This window comes from Dictyobacter arantiisoli (assembly GCF_008326305.1).
Taxonomy (GTDB): Bacteria; Chloroflexota; Ktedonobacteria; order Ktedonobacterales; family Ktedonobacteraceae; genus Dictyobacter; species Dictyobacter arantiisoli.
Genome location: NZ_BIXY01000026.1, coordinates 54,479 through 74,462 on the forward strand (window position 1 = coordinate 54,479; position 19,984 = coordinate 74,462).

A 19,984-nucleotide genomic window follows, 5' to 3' on the forward strand; every position below is an offset into this window, starting at 1 on the left:
CTCTTTTTTTGTGGTTTTTTTGCATCTCCTTACCACTTATCTGGCTCATAGAAGAGTATAGTTACGCTATGATTGCTTTTCGATTTAATACGCAGTTAAAATCCTGGTGAGATAGTATGGATATAGTTTTTACGGATAGTTCGTGTAATACAACCAATACGGAAGCCGCTCTCTACAGTCAAGACTACTTTGTGACAAAGTTCCAGCAGGCCAGGGAACGTGCAACTCAGTCAGGACACCAGATTCTAGTTAGCGTGACACTTCCAGTTGCTTCCTATGATCCCTTACTTCTCTTCGCGGCTTTTCATGAGCTCGGCCTGGGTGAGCGTTTCTTCTGGAAGCGGGAGGTGGATGCTCGCGTTCTGGTTGGTATGGGTCAGGCGACGACCATAGAGACTGAAGGAGTTGAACGTATCTCGCGGGCGGCAACCGCCTGGCGGGAGCTTCGGCAAGATGCGATCATTGAAAAGGTTTCCGATGCCTTGCCCGCTTATACCTCTGGCCCTGTGTTGTTGGGTGGCTTTACCTTCGATACATTAACGTCCCGCAGTGGATTGTGGGATGACTTTCCCGATGGCCTCTTAATCCTTCCCTACATGCTCTTTCATGCCGATGAAGATAAGGCTGCGCTGACTGTGAATGCCTTGATCAGCGCTGAGGATGATTGTGAGGCGCGCGCGACTACTCTGTTCGCCGATCTGACGCATCTATGGAATGCGGTACAACAGGTACAGGCACAATCTCAGATGGCAACAGCGAGCAGCAGCATGGCACCGCTGACGCATGATCTGTTGCCTGCCGAACAATGGAAGCAGATTGTGGCACGGGGCGTTGAGAAGATCCGCTCAGGCGCGTTTGAGAAGGTTGTGCTGGCACGTGGCGTGCAGATTGTGCAGGATGCGGCCTTTGATGTCGATGCGACCCTGAGACGGCTCGGTGAGGCGTATCCTGGCGCGTATGTCTTTGCGATTCAGCGCGGTGAGCGGTATTTTGTGGGTGCGACCCCTGAGCGGTTGGTGTGTAGCGAGGATGGTCAGATTCAGACGATGGCTCTGGCTGGTTCGGCTCCCCGGGGCGCGACGGATGAAGAGGATCAGCAGTTTGGAGTTGCCTTGCTGAGGGATGGAAAGAATCAGGGTGAGCATCATTTTGTCGTCGAGACGATTCGCGACGCGCTCTTAAGGCTGTGTTCGCGGGTCTGGATGGCCGATGGACCACGTCTGTTAAAGCTTAAAAATATTCAGCATCTGGAAACCCCAATTATGGGGGATCTTTTGCCGGGACATAGCATCCTGGAAGCGATTGAGCATTTGCATCCGACCCCCGCGGTGGGTGGCTATCCGCGTCTTCCCGCGCTGGCGGCGATTCGCGAGGATGAGCAACTGGATCGTGGCTGGTACGCCGGACCAATCGGTTGGATTGGCACTGGCGGCAATGGAGAGTTTGCAGTCGCGCTCCGTTCAGGATTGGTGGATAAGCAGCGGGCCACGCTATTCGCTGGTTGTGGTATTGTGGCCGATTCTGATCCAGAGAGTGAGTATCAGGAGTCCTGTCTCAAACTTCAGGTGATGCTACGTGGTCTCGGTGGAGAAAAGTGAGAAATTTCTATGGCACAAGCGAATATGGATGCATATGAGTTACATGCGGAGAATCCGACGTATGTGTATATAAATGCTTTTATCGATGAGTTACAACGTTCTAATGTACACAATATTGTGATCTGCCCCGGCTCGCGCTCAACACCGCTGGCACTGGCAATTGCGGCCCATCCTGGATTGAAGGCCTGGATGCATGTGGATGAGCGTTCGGCGGCCTTCTTTGCGCTGGGTATGGCCAGGCGTTTAGAACGTCCGGTAGCGGTGGTCTGCACATCAGGATCTGCGGCGGCGAATTTCTTTCCCGCGATTGTCGAGGCTCGACTGACGCATGTGCCCTTACTTATTCTGACCGCTGACCGTCCCCATGAGTTGCGTGAGAATGGCGCTCCCCAGGCGATTGATCAATTGCGCCTCTATGGAACACATGTGAAGTGGTTTGCTGAAGTGGCCCTGCCCGAGGCTTCGAATGCCGCACTCCGCTATATTCGTACGCTGGCTGATCGCGTTGCCGCGCTGGCTAGCGCCGTTCCTGCCGGTCCTGTTCACCTCAATTTTCCTTTCCGTGAGCCGCTGACGCCGGGCCCCCTGGCCGATCAACCCTTGCCTGCTGAGGAGCAGCGTGATCCAATTGCCTGGCATGGGCGTCCCCACCATCAGCCCTATATCGCGGTTGAGGATGCGCCGCTGGGTCGCTTAACTTCTGCCGCCTGTGCGCAGATTATTGAGCAGCTCAAGGATGTCACGCATGGTTTGATTATTGCTGGTCCCTACCATGATGCAGCGTTAACTGCTCCCCTGCTGCAGTTAGCACAGACACTGGGCTATCCTATTCTTGCTGATCCCCTCTCGCAGTTGCGCAGCGGCCCCCATGATCATAGTCTGATTGTGACTGGATATGATGCCTTTTTACGCATGGATAGCTTTATTGGGCAGCATGAGCCACAGGTGGTGCTGCGCTTTGGCGCGATGCCGACCGCCAAGCCATTACTCCTCTATGTGAAACGCTATGCGGATTGTCCTCAGATTGTCGTGGATGCCGATGGTGGTTGGAATGAGCCGACGCAACTGGCAACTCAGATGGTGCATGCTGATCCAGCGCTGTTCTGTCAGGATGTAGAGCAGGGGTTGCGCCAGCTAGGGCAGGGACACGCTGTGGCCCGTGATGCTGTGGCCCGTGATCAAGCGTGGTTACAACTCTGGCTGAGGACCGACCGTGTAACACGTGAGGCGCTACTGACGGCGCTGCGCGACTTTCCCGATCTCTTTGAGGGGCGCGTCTTTACTGAATTAAGCACGTTGTTGCCAGAAGGTGCTACCCTGTTCGCCGGAAATAGTATGCCAGTGCGAGATATGGATACCTTTTTCTGGGGCGATGAGCGGGCGGTGCGGATCGTGGGCAATCGAGGCGCGAATGGAATTGATGGGATTGTGTCGAGCGCGCTGGGCACCAGTGCGGGCTCCCGCTCACAAGATGGTGAGCAGGAGCAGGAGCAAGGGAAAACACCTACGGTCCTGGTGATTGGGGATCTCTCCTTCTTTCACGATCTCAATGGGCTCTTAGCCGCCCGACTGCATCAACTGGATCTGGTGATCGTGTTGATCAATAATGATGGTGGTGGAATTTTTTCGTTCCTGCCTCAGGCTGCGTATCCAGAGCACTTTGAGCAGGTATTTGGCACGCCAACCGGACTGGATTTTCAGCCGGTTGTGCAAATGTATGGTGGTGCGTATCGGCAGGTCGCCGATTGGAATGATTTCCGGCAAGCCTTTCAGCAGGGTGTCCAATCTGGTGGACTCCATGTGATTGAGGTGCGTACTGAACGAGTCAGTAATGTGGCTATGCATCGTCAGCTCTGGCAAGTTGTCGAGCGCGCACTTCGCGATCAGGAGGAACAGTAGAGACCATGGGAATGCAAGCTCCCTGTGATAATGATGTGTCACCGATAAGGATTGAGGTTAATGGGATTCATATGGGCGTGCTCCAGCATGGAGATCCCACAGGGCGGCCTGCCCTGGTGTTTATTCATGGCTTTACCGGTTGTGCGGCTAATTGGGAACCGTTCCTGACGGATTTCGCGCAGCAAGGGATGCGGGTGGTGGCGCTGGATATGCTGGGTCACGGCAATTCTGATGCGCCGGAAGATCCCCGGCGCTACGCTATGGAGCACTGTCAGGCGGATATTATTGCGGCCCTGCAAGTGCTGGGGATCGCTGCTGGCGAGGCCATCCTGATTGGATATTCGATGGGAGGGCGGATCGCGCTGTATACGGCGTTAGCGGGCTACTTCCGGGCGTTGGTCTTAGAGAGCGTTTCGCCAGGATTATCTACGGCTGAAGAGCGCGAGCAGCGCTGTCGTAGCGATGTGGCACTGGCTAACTGCATTGATGAATTTGGCCTGGAGGCATTTGTGGATTACTGGGAGCGCCGTCCGCTCTTTGATACGCAATCCCGTCTGCCGATCAAGAAGCGTGCGGGCTTGCGTCAGCAGCGCTTAAAAAATAGTGAGATCGGTCTGGCGAACAGCTTGCGTGGCGTTGGGACCGGTGCACAGCCGCCATTACATGAACGTCTCTCGGAAATCACCGTTCCGGTGCTCCTGATCACCGGTGAAGATGACAAGAAGTTTTGTCAGATCGCGGTTGAGATGGCTGCGAAAATGCCCCAGGCCGAGCATCATGTTATTCCAGGCGCGGGGCATACCACGCATTTTGAGCAGCCAGCTCTCTTTGAGGTGGTTGTGCGGAACTTTTTTCGTTCTGTGGCATAATGTCCTGAGGAACGATGTGTTCCGAACGTAAACACAGCAATATTCTGGCGCGTTTTTTACGTATACGAAAATAGGTAGTATAGAAGGAGAAGGATATGTCCGTCGAATGGCAAAAGATTCGTGAGTATCAAGATATTATTTTTGAGAAGGCTGATGGTATGGGCAAGATTACCATCAATCGTCCCGAGGTACGCAATGCGTTCCGTCCTCAGACGCTCAATGAGCTGATTGAAGCCTTCCACATCTGTCAGGAAGATGCTGAGATTGGCGTGGTTATTTTCACCGGCCAGGGTGATAAGGCGTTTTGTTCGGGTGGTGATCAGCGGGTGCGCGGCGAGGGCGGTTACGTTGGCGATGATGGTGTGCCGCGCTTGAATGCACTGGAATTGCAGAAGGTGATCAAATATCTGCCGAAGCCCGTGATTGCGATGGTTGCTGGCTACGCTATTGGTGGAGGACACGTCCTGCATATGCTCTGTGATCTGACCATCGCTGCGGATAATGCTCGTTTTGGACAGACTGGTCCACGTGTGGGCAGCTTTGATGCTGGCTGGGGCGCGACCTATATGGCCCGTATCGTTGGTCATAAGAAGGCCCGTGAGATCTGGTATCTCTGCCGTCAGTATGACGCTCAGGAGGCCCTGGATATGGGTCTGGTCAACACGGTGGTTCCTCTGGCTCAACTGGAAGAAGAGACCGTCAAATGGGCCCAGGAGATCCTGGAGAAGAGTCCCATTGCTCTGCGCTTCCTGAAATCCGCCTTCAACGCCGATACCGACGGCCTGGCCGGTATCCAGGAGCTAGCTGGCAATGCTACCATGCTCTACTACATGACTGAAGAAGGTAAAGAGGGCAAGAACGCCTTCCTGGAGAAGCGCAAACCAGACTTCTCCCGCTTCCCGCGCCTCCCATAATTGAGGAGAGAGTGAATTGAATTGAATTGAATTGAATGGGTGTGGGGACACCCAATACGGTTCACATACCTGGAATGGCAATGGAGAAGTGTAGGTGCGTGCCAGGGCCGCAGCCGAGGTGCGCTTTCCCGTTCACGTCCCACCATCTCGCCCCAACGCGCTGGCATGATGGGATCAGATGGGATCAGAGCCTACGGGTGAGCTTCTCGTACGAGACGAGGAAAGCGTACCTCGGTTGCGACCTCGGCACGCACCTACATCGCTCCCCGACGCTCTGTCCTCTCCCCTGCGGTACGAATTCCCCTCCCTTTTTGTTTATCATTCCTTTTATTTGAACCGTATTGGGGGACACCTCACTCCCCGGCAGATGCACGGTGTCCGACCGCAAGGATCGGGCTTTCTGTGTATGAGGGTTAAAGGGTGCAAATGGAGATTGGTGAGATCGGGGCGGTGCGCTGGTATGTTTATCGGGTGCCGTTGCCGGGTCAATTGAGCAGCGCGCATGAGACGCTGGCGATACGAGCGGGGGTGATGGTTGAGATTGAGACGCGGTCGGGTCTGGTTGGCTGCGGTGAGTGTGCTCCCTTGCCTGCGTTTCGGGGTGGGTCGCTGGAGGATGTGCTGGCACTTTTGCCTGCTGTGGCTCAACAACTTTACAATCAGACCTTCTATTCCGCGCTGGCGCTAGTCCAACAAACAGGTGAGCTGGCATTGTCCTTTGCGCTGGAGGCGGCGTTGCTGGATCTGGCTGGTCAGTACTATCATTGCTCTGTTGCTGCCTTGCTGGCCCTGCCCGATCTCTCTGCTATTCCTCTGAACGCTGAACACAGGCCGATACGCGATGTTGTGGCGGTGAATACGGTGATCGGTTCGCAGGAGGTGGGGATAGCGGTACGGCAGGCTGAAGTGGCAGTGGCGGCTGGCTTTACCTGCGTCAAGCTGAAAGTGGGTCGGGATACGCAGCTGGCGTTGGAGGTGGCGCGGTCGATCAGGGAGGCTCTCGGTCCCGCTATTCATCTTCGGCTGGATGCGAATGAGGCATGGAATTTTGAGCAGGCACGCGCTTTTTTACGGGCGTGTGAGCCGCTGAAGATCCAGTATGTTGAGCAGCCTTTGCCACGGGATGATCTGGCTGGGATGGCTCTGTTACGCAAATGTACGACGATTCCTCTGGCGGCGGATGAGGTACTCTCTGATCTGGCGAGCGCACGTTGTGTGTTGACGGCTCAGGCGGCTGATATTTTGATTGTGAAGCCACAGTTGACCGGCGGCTTGCTTCTGGCCCGCCAGATGATTCACGAGGCGTCGGTGCAGGGTGTGCGCTGTGTGGTGACAAGTACGATTGAGGCGGGAGTCGGGGTGATGAGCGCATTGCAACTGGCCGCCGCCTCCCCTGAGATCCAGTTGGAGTGCGGATTGGCGACGTTGCAGATGCTGGCCGATGATTTGATTGTGGAAACCATCCCTGTGAAGCATGGTCATATGGCCCTTCCGGGACAGGCGGGGCTGGGTGTGCATCTGGATAAAGCGGCTCTGGCAAAATATCAATGAGTTAGTTGCGAGGCGACATGTGAACGAAATAGCAGCATTTACAGCAAATACTTTAAATACTCATACTTATACGAATACAGGGACAACCCTTCTGCCAAACTGGCTCAAGCGCTGCGCGGAAAATACTCCCCGACAGGTGGCTGTCAGTACGCGTGAGGTGAGTTGGACGTTTGCGGATCTGGATCAGCAGGCCAGCGAGTTGGCGCAGCAGTTTGCGACGCTGGGTATCCAGGAGGGGAGCCGGGTGGGTGTGCTGGCGAGCAATGGTTTACCTTTTATTGCCTGCGTGCATGCTTTGATGCGCCTGGGCGCTATCCTGGTTCCGCTGAATGTACGCCTGACCCTGGATGAGCAGCTCTGGCTGTTGCAGGATGTCAGGGCGATGGCTTTGATCACGGATGAGCACTATACCATCCGCGCTGATGAGATCACACACCATTCTCCTGCGCTGACCCGTGGGACGGCTGTATGGGATGCCAGTTCTGATCGAGTGCGCCTGCAGGGGGTGGCGATGAGTCCAACGGCTCCTCTGCGCGCTGAAATTGATCTGTCGGCCATTCAGTCTATTATGTATACTTCCGGTACGACGGGCATGCCCAAGGGTGTGATGGTAACCTATGGCATGCAGTGGTGGAATGCGCTTGGGTCGGCGCTCAATCTGGGCCATCAGCCGGAGGATTGCTGGCTACTGTGTATGCCGCTTTTCCATATCGGGGGCCTTTCGATCCTGATCAAGAATGTGATCTATGGGATTCGCATTGCGGTATATGAGAAATTTGATGCACAGGTGATTAATCAGGCGCTACGTGAGCAGCAGGTGACAATTATTTCGGTGGTTACAGTGATGCTGCAGCGTATGCTGGCCGCGCTAGATGCTGAACAGGGAGATGGACGGTATCCGACATGGTTGCGCTGTGTGCTGTTGGGTGGCGGGCCAGCTCCCAGGACGCTGTTAGAGGATTGTGCCAGGCGCGCGGTCCCGGTGGTGCAATCCTATGGCTTAACGGAATCCTGTTCACAGGCGGTCACGTTATCCCCCAGGGATGCGCTGCGCAAGCTCGGCTCGGCTGGTCGCCCACTCTTACCAGTCCAGTTGCGCATCATGCATGAGGATGTAGTGGCGCAACCCAATCAAGCGGGCGTGATCTGCCTCAAAGGACCAAGCATCACAGGAGGCTATGATCATCGACCAGAGGCCACCGCATCCACGATTCAGGATGGCTGGCTGGCAACCGGCGATATCGGCTATGTGGATGAGGAGGGCTATCTCTATGTGCTGGATCGGCGCAGCGACTTGATCATTTCGGGCGGTGAGAATGTCTATCCTGCTGAGATCGAGGCTGCCCTGCTCTCGCATCCAGAGGTCATTGAGGCTGGCGTATGTGGTGAGGCCGATGCGCAGTGGGGACAGGTTCCCATCGCGTTTGTGCACCTCCAGGCTGGCAGCGCGCTCACGATGGAGGCACTATTGGAATATGTATCGACCCGACTCGCCCGTTTTAAGCAGCCGCGCCGGATCTATCTGGTTGCGGAACTGCCGCGCAACTCCTCCGGCAAACTGCTCCGACGCGAGCTAAACAAGCTCCTACCAGCCGCCAGCACACAAGAACCAATGTAACCGCGGAAACCACCGTAGCGCCACCCTTTACGGGTGAGTTGTACGATTATATCGATGTATGAGATGCAAAACAGACCGTTAATAAGAGCCTCCGAAGGCACATCCGTGTCGCATGAGAGGTTTAAATGAGCAGAGGGAACGTTAGGGATCGCTTCATTTGCGGTAGTATAGTGGCAGCTTACATAGCGCGGCCAACAGAAGAGGTTTCAATGATAGAAATCTCTTCTGTTGGTCTAAAAAAATGGCTAGTATCAATACACTCCCCATACAAGGGCATTTCCTGAATGCCCATCAAAAACCACATCACCTGTATTCGCCGTTGTGGTTGCTTTTATGCCTGGTATATGGGGTGCATGATTTTGCTCAAATTGGAATGGACCCTGTACCTTGACGTAGCAGACCAGGTAGTTATCAGGGCGTCCCACCGTTTCTCCTGCCATAAGCGCGCTGGCTTGCTTTGCAGTAACAAATTGAATTGTTAAGGCATGGTTCAGAATGAGCTCAGATCAATGTGACAACTTTGAACAACCCACACTGTGAAAAATAAATCCTGAGAGGGCCTCCTGAGCGGCTTCAGGATTTATTTGTGGGTGTTTCCATCGTTCACAACTGTCACATCCATTTGAACCTTGCCTTAGTATATTAATAATCCCACGTGTGATATGATCCGCCAATATTACCAGAACAGCTACAAGGTTGAGCTGCCCATTGACCATAGGGCAGAGGATTTGTGCTGCCATTTATTTGTTCCTACTGATGTTCCACTCTTATCATGTTGGCTTTCTTACTTCGATGACAAGTGGCTTACGGACAGGCGTTCAGTACAATGTCCTGGGATTTTGTTGACATGCCAGGAATGACCGTTTAGAATGGTTTAGCACAGGGTGTGTTTGGCGCAAGGATTATTGAGAAGAGGGTGAGGGAGCATATGCAGGTTATCTTCGCTGGTGGCGCTTCTGGTGTGGGTGCCAGTTGTGTGGCTATCAATATCGCGGAGCAGTGGATTGTGGTGGATGCTGGCGTGCGGGTGGATCGTGCCGCCGATCCGCTGCCTGATCTGGCGCTGTTAGAGGGCAAAGATGTGAAGGCTATCTTTGTGACACATGCCCATGCTGACCATATTGGTGCCCTTCCTCTCTTGCATCGCGCTTTTCCTTCGGCTCCTATCTTTACTTCACGCGCTACGAATCTGTTGATGGAGATCATGCTGGCCGATGCGCTGAAGATTATGAATAAGCGGGCCGTGGAGGAGATGGAGATTCCTCTTTATCCGGCGACTCTGGTGAGCAGTATGTTGTCCAGGGTGCGCCCAATCCCGGTCGGCGAGAGTTGTACTCTGACACAATTGCCGGGCATCACGATTCATACCAGTCGGGCAGGCCATATCGCGGGGGCGATGAGTCTGGGTTTTGCCAGCGAGCACGAAAGTATTGTCGTCTCAGGGGATATCAGTCTGACGCCGCAGCGGACGGTGCTGGGAGCGGTCCCGCCAGATCTGAAGCATCCTGACCTGTTGATCCTTGAATCGACATATGGGGCACGGCTGCATCCCAATCGACAGGCTGAAGAGCAGCGTATGGCCCAGGCGGTGGCGGCGGGTCTTGCTAACGGCGGACATGTACTGCTGCCTTGCTTCGGCCTGGGACGCGGCCAGGAGATCCTGTTGCTCTTGCAGGCGGCTCAGGAGCAGGGGATTGTGCCTGTCTTTCCGATTTATGTGGATGGCTTGATACGGCGCGTCTGTACGGCCTATCAATTGATGCCTGAGGCGCTTACGCCGCGTCTGGAGCGCCAGATCCGCAAGGGCTTCCTGCCTTTCCAGGGCGATAATGTGACGTTTGTGCGGGATGCGAAAGAGCGCCAGAGCATTATTGATGGTCCTCCCGCCTGCATTATCGCCAGTTCAGGTATGCTTACCGGCGGTCCGAGTGCCTGGTATGCGGCCCGCCTGGCCCCTGAACCGAAAGCATCGATCCTGATTACTGGTTATCAGGATGAAGAGTCGCCAGGCAAGCGCCTGCTCGATGTGGCCGATCATAAGCAGGATGTGCTGGTACTGGATGGGCAGCAGGTGCCGGTTCAATGTGCGGTCGCGAAATATAGCCTTTCCGCGCATGCTGATGGCGGCGAACTGGCATCCTATTCGGCCCAGTTAAAGCCGCGTCGCGTGGCGCTGGTGCATGGGGATGAAGATGCACGCCATGCCCTGGTGCAATTGCTAGAAGAGAGCGAAGTGCTGCTGCCCACAAATGGCGATACCCTCGATCTATCCGCCCGCAAGAAGAGTCGTGCCGCCTATGCCTATGCCTCACAGCCAGTTGAGAAGCCTGCCGCTATTACCGAGAGCTTGCCCTACGGCATTGGTGAGGGCGTGATTTTCAATGCCTCCCATCTGGAACAACTCTGGAGCGCGCTGGCATTGAAACCATCCTATCAGGTGGTCACGGTACGCGATCTGGTCACAATCTGGTATGGGGATAGCGCGATCCCTGAGCATGCGCTGTGGCTGCAGGATGTGCTGGATGATGAGCAACCATACGATGATCCTTTTTTTGTGCCGGTTTCAGAAATCTCAGAGGCCTATTATGTCCGCCGCACGCAGGAGGAGACACGTGAGGAGCGGTTGCGCAACCTTGTGGGGCGCATTATCCTGCTACGGACAAATCCCGGTGCCGCCAAGCCGGTGCTGTGTCGCTCGATTGACGCGCGCGATACCTTGCGTGTCCTCTTTCCACGTGGTGAGTCCAATGATCGGACGCGCTTTCCCTTACGCGCTCTGCTAGAGGTGATTGGTCCTTTACCCTATGAAGAGGGCCTGAGTGAGCGTGAAACCCTTACAACGAGTGTGCGTACCGCCCGCCGCCTGCGTCGAAGACTTTCCGCGCATGAACTGGCATGCGCCTGTGAAGAAGACACCAGTTATACCCTCTCGGATCTCTGTGAACTGGCCGGTGTCTCTGTGCATGCGCTTGAGGAGCGGCTGGCGGTCGCCAAACTGATCCAACAGCATCCAGCTATTTTTACCACCTATGATGATTTTATCGATGGGGAGGGATTAATCCATTATGGGCTGGCAGACACCTGGCAGGAGGCGCTGGCTGAGCCTGAGCAGCGTGAGCGCCCGGATCAAAACTGGATTCTCGCGACCCTGGAGAACTATATTGGCAATCCTCCCGAACTGATCCGCCGCAGCCTGGATACCGAGACCGGGAATGTAACCCTGACCTTTCTTTATCCTGAGGGCGCGTGGCGGCGCTACCATGAAGTGCTCGATCTCGTGGCCGAAGAGACCGGCGTGACGGTGACCATCTCGTCCCAGACTCCTCTCGGCGAGTTAAGTTCTTTTGTACAAAAGCAGTTGCCGGAAGGTCTGAGCAGCCAGGGGAATCCCTCTATCTTCAATGAGCGCAAGGTGATCCGTTTCACCTGCCGTGGCAGTTGTAGCGAAGAGGCTGTACAGGCCGCGCAAGATATTGTTTTGGATCAGACGGGTTGGTCGCTAGAGATTGTCGGTATGGCAGAGCCATCTACTGTCCCGGCGGCAACTGCGCCAGCGCTAAGCTCGGGGGCAGCAGTCAATCTTGATGCTACTTCCACGCGGCAACCTGTAGCCGAGCATGAGGCTATTGTCCGTGCCCGCGAGCTGCTGAATACGCTGGCTGGCTTCCGCAAGGTGGGATTGGAGAAGGCGAACTATACGCTGCGTGTGCGCTTTGAGTTTCCTGATGTGGCCTTGCAACGCTATAGCGCGAGCTTTGCGCAGCTTGAGGAGCGGACCGGCTGGCATGTCGTGCTTTATCCCGTGACACCAACCCAGGATGCTCTGGTAGCGATGGCGCATAGCCTGATACCAGATGGCCTGACAGTCGTTGGGCGTCCCTCGATCTATTGGGACCGGCAGACGGTGGGCTTGCTCTGTAACGGCAGCGCGGAGATCGAAGCGATCCATGAAGCACAGCGCCAGTTCGCAGACGAAACCGCCTGGACGCTTGAGATACAAGGACTTGAATTGAAAATAACCTCCTCCATCAGCGTTGCTGAGGCCGCGCATAGACAGGATAAACAGGATACACACGCTGTAGCTGGTGCAAGTAGTGCTGCTCCGGTGCTAGAGGGCACAGACGGCGTTCAGATGGTTTCTGCCGCCCTCGAAGTAGTGGATATAGCAGCAGAGGAAGCTATGCCGCGTGTCTCACAGCCGCTTGCGCTGGCGAAGGCTGGCGAACTGCTGAGCGACGCCCAGGATCTCTATCAGTTAAGTGCTGATCCTAAGCGCGGCAACCTGTGGCTCCATTTTCACTTCCCAGATCATGCGCGGGAACAATACGCCGAGCGCTTTGCCGCCATCACAGCCCAGACAGGTTGGAATGTAGAACTGCATCAGCGTGTACATGTCAACGCCCTGACCCGCATTGCCCGCCAGCTCATCCCTATTGACGCGCACATCATCGGCAAGCCCCTGATCTTCCATGAGCAGCAACGTGTGACCTTCACTGGCACCGGCATCATGAGCAGTGAAGCCCAAGAAGAGGCAAAACGCATCTTTAATGAAGAAACAGGCTGGCAATTAGAACTACGCATCCCCACTGTCGAGCTATAGATGCTATCGATACGGATATATTGTGGTATAATGTTTGATATCTGATAAACCGTACAATAACGTGGTTGTACAATCAACCGGATATTTCTATGTCAGGAGGCAATGGTGGTTGCTGGCAGGAGTATATACGCAGGCAAACGAGAGCGTGCTCATTTGCTGAAGGGATTACTGTTTATTAGTCCCTGGATCGTGGGCTTTTCTTTCTTCGTGCTGTATCCTACCATCTATTCGTTCGTGATCAGTTTCTTTCGCTATTCAGGTATTCAGCCGCCTGTCTGGTTGGGATGGCAAAATTATATCCGCTTGTTTACTGATCCACTTGTCGGTATGTCTGTTCAGAATACGCTCTTTTATGCGGCCCTGGCTGTGCCAATCGGATTGATCATCTCCATTTTGCTGGCTCTGGCTATGCATCGCGAGGTCAAAGAAGTCTCGCTCTATCGTACCGCGTTGTATCTCCCCTCGATTATCCCTGTTTTCGCCCTGTCGTTTATCTTTATCGTCCTGATCAATCCACAGTATGGTCTGGTGAACTCGTTGTTAGGACGTTTTGGCGTGCCACAAATGGATTATCTCAGTGATCCCACGGGGGCCAAGGTTGTGATGGTGGTGATGGCCCAGTTGGGTGCTGGCAATGCGGCCCTGATCTTTCTGGCTGGCCTGAATGGTATTCCGAAGACATTGTATGAAGCGGCGCGTATCGATGGCTCCAGCCACCTGGGCTGCTTCTTGCGCATTACCCTACCACTGCTCTCGCCAGCAATCCTCTTTAATCTGATCACAGGTGTGAGTGGTGGACTGCAAGTGTTCCAGCAGGCTTATATCATGACAGCCGGTGGTCCCGCCAACGGAACCTTATTCTACATGTATTATCTGTATCGAAACGCCTTTAGCTATGCACAGCTTGGTTATGCCTGTGCCCTGGCCGTGATGTTGTTCCTCTTCGGTCTTGTCTTAGCGCTCCTACTTTATTGGTTCAGCCAGCGTTTTGTCAATTATGACGCCTCGTGAAGGGACACGTCATATGTTGGATATCTCGTAATTGGTTCCCATATTGTGCGCAATGATAGCATGAAAAGCAGGTTTTGGATGAAAATTGTTGCCAGGCCAGTGGTGGTTACTGAGGTGAGCCTGCCCCAGAGGCGAAAGAAGAGTCCAATCAAGTACAGTCATAAACACATCTGGACGCGTGTCTTTTTGATTGCAACCTCTCTTCTGTTCCTGATACCGTTCTATTGGATGATCAATACCGCGCTCAAGACGAATCCTGAGCTGGCGATTACGCCGCCGACGGTATGGCCGCAACAGTGGGCGTGGGACAATTTTGTCCGGGCCATTACTACCATTCCTTTCTTGAACTACTTCCTCAATACAGTGGTGTATACCGTCCTGGCGGCGCTGGGGGCGGTTCTCTCCAATCTGATGGTAGCCTATGGCTTTGCCTGCATCGAATGGCGTGGGCGAAATCTGATCTTTTATCTGGTCCTGATCACGATCTTTATCCCATTTCCGATAGCCATCATTCCCTTATTCGATCTGTTTGCCTGGCTGCATTGGATTAATACGTTGTTGCCGCTGGTCGTGCCAACCTTTCTGGGAAGCGCGTTCTATATCTTTTTGCTGCGCCAGTTTTTGCTGCAAATACCAAAAGAATTGTTGGATGCCGCGCGTATTGATGGCGCGAGCGAATGGCGTATCCTCTGGCTGGTGGCGGCTCCAATGGCGAAACCGGCTATCGGCGCGGTGGCAATCCTGGCGGCGGTCGGAGCCTGGAATGACTTTATGGGCCCCTTGATCTATTTGCAAGACGATAGCTTACATACTCTCTCGATTGGCTTGCAGGCTTTCCGCTCGACACATGATATCCAGTTTAACTTGCTGATGGCGGCCTCGATTCTGGTTGTCATACCGATTGTCTTCCTGTTTTTTGCCTGTCAGCGCTTCTTTATCGAAGGTGTCTCGTTGAGTAGTATCAAGTAACCGCAGAGCAGAGGATGCTGTATCTTCTTGCTGTGCCTGCATCCAGAGGAGGGAGTATGAAGGACTATCGAGCTTTTGTCAGAGCGTGTGTTGGATTGTTGTTGCTGTTCCTGTTCAATACTGCATTATCTGCCTGTGCTTTCCCTTTTTCTTTCACAGGGACACGCGATGCGCATGAGGTGGTGTATTGGACCACAGCCACTGATCCCATCGGGACAAGAGCACAGGAGGCTGTGATTGCGGCCTTTGAGAAACAGAATCCCGATCTGCATGTCAGGATAGTTGGTATGCCTGCGCAGGGCACGGGCGATGCGACCTCGCTGATCACCGCTGTCCGTGGAGGCTCTCCACCGGATGTCTACATGATTGATCGCTTTACTGTGAGCCAGCAGGCGTCGATTGGCTTACTGAAGAATATCGCCCCTGAGATCGCGAAAGATGATCACCATCTGGCGCGGAGCTATCTGCCCTTTGCCTGGAACGAGGTCAAATACCAGGGTGGCGTGTATGGTCTCCCATTCGAGACCGATGCGCGTGCCGTCTATTATAACAAGGACATCTTGAGGCAGAGCGGTATCGATCCAGCGCTTCTGGACCCCCGCAAAGGGCCAGTTACGATTGATACCTTGATGGCGCTGGCGATGAAGTTGAATAGAAGCGATGCCGATGGCAATTATACCCGGCTAGGCTTAATCCCCTGGGATGGTGAAGGCGAGCATGCCACGTGGGCCCTGGAATTTGGGGCCAGATATTATAATCAGAAGACCTGTCAGGTAACGTTGACCGAACCGGCGATCATGCAGACGTATCAGAATTATGCCCGTTGGGCCAGGGAGTTGAACTATCAAAGAGTTGCGACATTCCTGGCAACCTATCTGCCGCCCAACGCGCCGCCCAGCCAGACCCCCTTCTACACCGGACATCTGGCGATCTCGGTTGATGGGAATTGGAATACCACTAACCTGCAAAACTATGCACCCACCATGAACTATGGGATTACCTATCTGCCCATCGCACACAGAGGAGATAAGCCCTCCACCTGGTCTGGCGGCTTTGCCATGGTCATGCCAGCGGGCGCACCCAACGTAGCAGGCGGCTATCGTTTAATGCGCTTCATGACAGGCGCACAGGGTCAGCGCATCTACAATCGTGTAACCGGCCACCTCCCAACCTGGGCCTCCTTATATCAGGACAACCGCCTCTTCGCGGGACCGCAACGCTTCTTCCAGGGACTCATGAAATACTCCCAGAGTCGTCCCGCCCTTCCCGTAGGAGCACAAATGTGGGATGCCATGACTAGCGCCCAGCAAGCCGTCCTGATCGGAAATAAAACCCCGGCCCAGGCCCTCAACGAAGTCCAGACCCGCATCCAACCCCAGATGCAACAATACTGTCCCTTCAAACTCAAATAAAACATCCATGACATTATCGATTGTAATCATGGGTCATGTGGGCATGATGGGAAACGTGTGCCTGATGGGTCACGTGGGCATTGCACGAAGCGCCAGCGCAGGTCGATGCACCGTTTATCGTACGATCAATCTCGCCCGACCGCTCTGTATCTCACGCCGAGCACAACGATGGGGAACATACGGATGCGTTGGGGCGAGATGGTGGTGCGAGGAAGGGGAAAGCGCATCTCGGTTGCGACCTCGGCACGCACCTACACGGTGATCCCAACCTATCGCGCAGGTAGGCAATGATGGCGCTTCATGCCCGGATTTGGGATCAATATTTGCTGGTGAGGCATTCGCAGGTCCACATTCTGCCGGTGATGAGGACTTGCTTGAGGTCATAATAGCTGTATTCTACCAACTGGATTTCGTGACCAGCGGAACAGGATATCGGTGGCATATCTGTGGCTGGCAATGGTTTCTCCTTCTCTTTCTCCTTCTCTTTCTCCTTCTCCTTCTCTGGCACAGGAACTGGAACAGGCGCTGGCTGCTGCTCGGATTCTGCTACAGGCTCGATTGGTATCGTTGGCCCAATTGGTTCGGCTGGTAGAGTTGGTTCATGTGAGGAGATGTTGGGATTAGGGACGCAGTAGGCGATCCCATCTGTGATCCACTGTTGGATGTTCAGGCCGCGTGTATGCATTGTATTGACATCCTGCATGAGTGGTCGATAGCGGATACTTTTGGCGGGATCGAGCTTGTTTAGCCAGTAGTGCGCTGCTTCTTCATCGGCTTTATCTGTGCCAAAGGCGACAAATACAAATGGTTGCCGTCGTAAGCGTCCCTCATTGACTGCGTTGCGTGCGCCTGTAGGAGATGCGGTTGCCACTACATGGATTAGCTTACCTGCAGCTTGCTGAATTCTGTCTGCATCTTGCTTACGCGCAACCAGAAAGGTTGGTCGCTTCTCTGCCAGCAGCGTTTTACCCCGATAGAATGCTTCTATATCACATGTGTTCACATCTAGTAATTTACCCATCATGTACCTCCGTCGCTAGACAACAATGACCACAAAAAGAGCTGTGGCAAGGAAAATGTGTTTACTACTGGTGTAGCTTGGGTGTATGGACTTTTTTTTGTGTATACCCATTTAAAGCCGCCTGTAGAGCGCGTTTAGTCTTATCGGAGTGTATAGGTGTAGGGAAAATGCAATCTATAACCCCTGTACACAGGTATATATAGTACAAGTATGAAACTTTGTGCACTCAGACTACACCCATACACTTTTTTTAGCGGTGATATATGCCTGATCTGGCTTCTGGAGCGGTTTTAGCCGGAATGCATTTGATGTGATCTGAAAAAAGTCCATACACCCGGCTATACCCATGTGGATATTGATCCACTCAGTTTGTCATCTCCTTGTCAGGATGTTTATCCTGTGGAAACAGTTCACCATCCTCATCAATGGGGATCAGGCTGATTCCAAAGTACACATTCCCTTGTTTTGTGCGTTCCTTTGCTATGTTCATTTTTGTCAGTGCTTTGCTAAATTGAGCATTGTTCATGGCGTAATTGATCTGTTCCTTACTCCACGTTTTGTATGCTTCATAGAGTTGTTTGGCTTTTGTGCGCGCTTGAGGATTGCCCAGGTTACAGCGCTCGGTTAAAAATTGGTGGATGTTGTCTTCCTCCTTGCGGTATTCTTCTGTGGCGATCTTGACGGATTGAGGGATGTTCAGGCCGTCACGTTGCCAGGACAGGCAGCCTCGAACCAGCCAGGCGAGAATACCCGCTGCTTCCTGCTGGATGGTTTCTTTGAGATGGGTGTCGGCTGTGCGTTCGTTGGCTGCTTTTGGATCGCTCACAAAGCGGATGCCGAAGGTGACCAGACAGGCACGTGTCCAGAATGCTTTGTCGTTGGCATCTGCATGTGGCTTGAAGTTGGTCATGAGGAGGAGCTTATGTGTGGGCGTGAAGCTGTATTGCTCTCCAAAGAGCTGGCGCGCCGGAACATCTCCGCCGCCGGTAAGCTGTTTGAGTTGATGGATGTTTAGCTTATCGCCCTGTTTGGTCTCGCTACCCCAGACCAGACGCTTCCCTTGCAGATCGCAGAGGTGCGGCGTGGCCGATCCCCCGGTGCGCAGTTTATCGCCTGATACAAAAACATCGTTGCTGACCGCTCCCACAAGCTGGCCGAGGACATCTTTCAGAATGCCCAGCAGGGTATCTTTGCCGTTGCGGCCCTCTTCACCATAAAAGATCGGGAAAATGGCCTCGTTGGTCAGGCCGGTCATGCCATAACCAAACAGCCGTTGGAGAAAAGGGATCACCGCCGCGCTATCTGGATTATCCGCAAAGATCTCCTGGAGGAAGCGCTCAAAGCGTGGACATTCTGCCGAGAGGCCAGTCCATGCCGTTGGGATAATGGTTTGGATGCAGTCATCAGGACGACCATCGCGAAACGTGCCGGTATGCAGATCAATTACGCCATCTGCAGTACCAATCAGCCAGGGATTCGTATCCCATTGACTGGATGTCACGCCCATCAGGGATTGGATGAAGGTTGAAACGCTGTTCATACGCCGGGTGCTGCGCAACTCCTTCGCTCGCGCTTGCATTTGTCTGATTTCTGCCTGAACCTGCTTGTATTCATCTTGCAGGTAGTCGAGCTCCTCACGCTTATCCTTCTCCGCCAGCTTGCTCTGAAGAGGCTTGATTGCCAGCTCTAACGCCGCAAGCCGGGTATTGAGTTCGGAGGCGGCTGTGAGATAGACCGATCCAAGTTTGCCCGCGATCAGGATACGGATATGTCCAGTGATATCGCGCTGCCAGTAGTGTCCACTCCACAGATACCATTTTTTAGCGGTATGATCATAGCAGACCTGTCCGGCGAACACCTGTGTGAAGAGGAGAGCATCCCCATATTCATTTTCAGCGTAGCACTCCATCACCATCGCCGGATCAACTGGTGCTGGCTCAGGATAGCGCTGCTGTGTTGCTTGAGCACGTGCCTCCTGATTAGCCCCATAGGTCGCAAACAACACGGCTGCGTGACCATATTCATGAAAGAAATGTGTGCGTTCCTGCTGATAGGCATCGAAGCCATCGAATTGTAATGCCTCTATCAGCGCCTGGATATTCTGGGAATATTTCCCGGCATTCTCCGGGAAGGGAGCGGCCTCTTGATGTTCATCCATATAGACAATCGCATCAAGGGCGGCCTGTAAATCTGGCTCGCCAAGCGGCCTGAGTGATAATTGTGTCATACAAACTCATCCTGTCTAAGCAGGGAATAGTATGCGCAGAATGCCTGTTTACTAAATGTTCAAACAATCGTGTAATACCGTGTAATCTATCCCAATAGCAGGGCTTTCCAATTCTCCTAGAGGAGGTGAAAAAAAAGAGATTTCCTTGTAGAATACAAAAAACTTCAAAACTACAAAGGAAATCTCATATGGATTATACTACCTTGACGCTCAAGAGAGCATCCGTGACGAATGAAGAAAGCCTTTCGTTGCTCTCACTGTACGAAGCACTTCAGGCCCTCCCAGACCCACGACG

The 19,984-nt window shown here is 53.7% G+C and carries 13 protein-coding genes; 11 read left to right on the plus strand and 2 right to left on the minus strand.

The annotated features are described in order from the left end of the window. Positions 1–116: 116 nt before the first annotated feature. From F1593_RS10675 to F1593_RS10725, 11 genes are all read left to right on the plus strand, one after another. On the plus strand, positions 117–1,598 hold the full coding sequence (locus tag F1593_RS10675) for an isochorismate synthase (protein WP_149401549.1): 1,482 nt from the start codon (positions 117–119) through the stop codon (positions 1,596–1,598). Positions 1,599–1,607: 9 nt separating this feature from the next. After that, a complete protein-coding gene (gene menD, locus F1593_RS10680; protein WP_235932547.1) occupies positions 1,608–3,497 on the plus strand; it encodes a 2-succinyl-5-enolpyruvyl-6-hydroxy-3-cyclohexene-1-carboxylic-acid synthase in 1,890 nt (629 codons plus the stop codon). A 5-nt stretch (positions 3,498–3,502) separates the two neighbouring features. After that, positions 3,503–4,366 (plus strand): 2-succinyl-6-hydroxy-2,4-cyclohexadiene-1-carboxylate synthase, encoded by an 864-nt coding sequence (gene menH, locus F1593_RS10685; protein ID WP_216368839.1) that lies wholly within the window; start codon positions 3,503–3,505, stop codon positions 4,364–4,366. Positions 4,367–4,461: 95 nt separating this feature from the next. After that, positions 4,462–5,280, plus strand: a complete 819-nt coding sequence (menB, locus tag F1593_RS10690) for a 1,4-dihydroxy-2-naphthoyl-CoA synthase (RefSeq protein WP_149401550.1) — start codon at positions 4,462–4,464, stop codon at positions 5,278–5,280. A 426-nt stretch (positions 5,281–5,706) separates the two neighbouring features. Next, a complete protein-coding gene (gene menC, locus F1593_RS10695) occupies positions 5,707–6,831 on the plus strand; it encodes an o-succinylbenzoate synthase (protein WP_149401551.1) in 1,125 nt (374 codons plus the stop codon). A 28-nt stretch (positions 6,832–6,859) separates the two neighbouring features. Continuing rightward, positions 6,860–8,449: an o-succinylbenzoate--CoA ligase gene (locus F1593_RS10700; RefSeq protein ID WP_371873812.1), complete on the plus strand. Its 1,590-nt coding sequence runs from the start codon at positions 6,860–6,862 to the stop codon at positions 8,447–8,449. 928 nt (positions 8,450–9,377) lie between these two features. Further along, positions 9,378–13,049 carry an MBL fold metallo-hydrolase gene (locus F1593_RS10705; protein WP_149401553.1) on the plus strand — a complete coding sequence of 1,224 codons (3,672 nt, stop codon included), beginning with the start codon at positions 9,378–9,380 and terminating at the stop codon, positions 13,047–13,049. Positions 13,050–13,202: 153 nt separating this feature from the next. After that, positions 13,203–14,060, plus strand: a complete 858-nt coding sequence (locus F1593_RS10710) for a carbohydrate ABC transporter permease (protein WP_235932549.1) — start codon at positions 13,203–13,205, stop codon at positions 14,058–14,060. A 78-nt stretch (positions 14,061–14,138) separates the two neighbouring features. Then, positions 14,139–15,029 (plus strand): carbohydrate ABC transporter permease, encoded by an 891-nt coding sequence (locus tag F1593_RS10715; RefSeq protein WP_149401555.1) that lies wholly within the window; start codon positions 14,139–14,141, stop codon positions 15,027–15,029. Positions 15,030–15,085: 56 nt separating this feature from the next. Then, positions 15,086–16,441 (plus strand): ABC transporter substrate-binding protein, encoded by a 1,356-nt coding sequence (locus F1593_RS10720; RefSeq protein WP_149401556.1) that lies wholly within the window; start codon positions 15,086–15,088, stop codon positions 16,439–16,441. A gap of 57 nt (positions 16,442–16,498) precedes the next feature. Next, a complete protein-coding gene (locus tag F1593_RS10725; RefSeq protein ID WP_149401557.1) occupies positions 16,499–16,732 on the plus strand; it encodes a hypothetical protein in 234 nt (77 codons plus the stop codon). Between the two features lie 25 nt (positions 16,733–16,757). Here the strand turns inward: F1593_RS10725 and F1593_RS10730 are convergent, their stop codons facing one another. Both F1593_RS10730 and F1593_RS10735 read right to left on the minus strand, forming a co-directional pair. Beyond that, positions 16,758–17,465, minus strand: coding sequence for a hypothetical protein (locus tag F1593_RS10730; RefSeq protein WP_149401558.1), 708 nt, complete (start codon positions 17,463–17,465; stop codon positions 16,758–16,760). Positions 17,466–17,826: 361 nt separating this feature from the next. Further along, the gene (locus F1593_RS10735; protein WP_149401559.1) at positions 17,827–19,689 is read right to left on the minus strand and encodes a DNA primase family protein; all 1,863 of its coding nucleotides are present in this window, start codon (positions 19,687–19,689) and stop codon (positions 17,827–17,829) included. Positions 19,690–19,984: the final 295 nt, after the last annotated feature.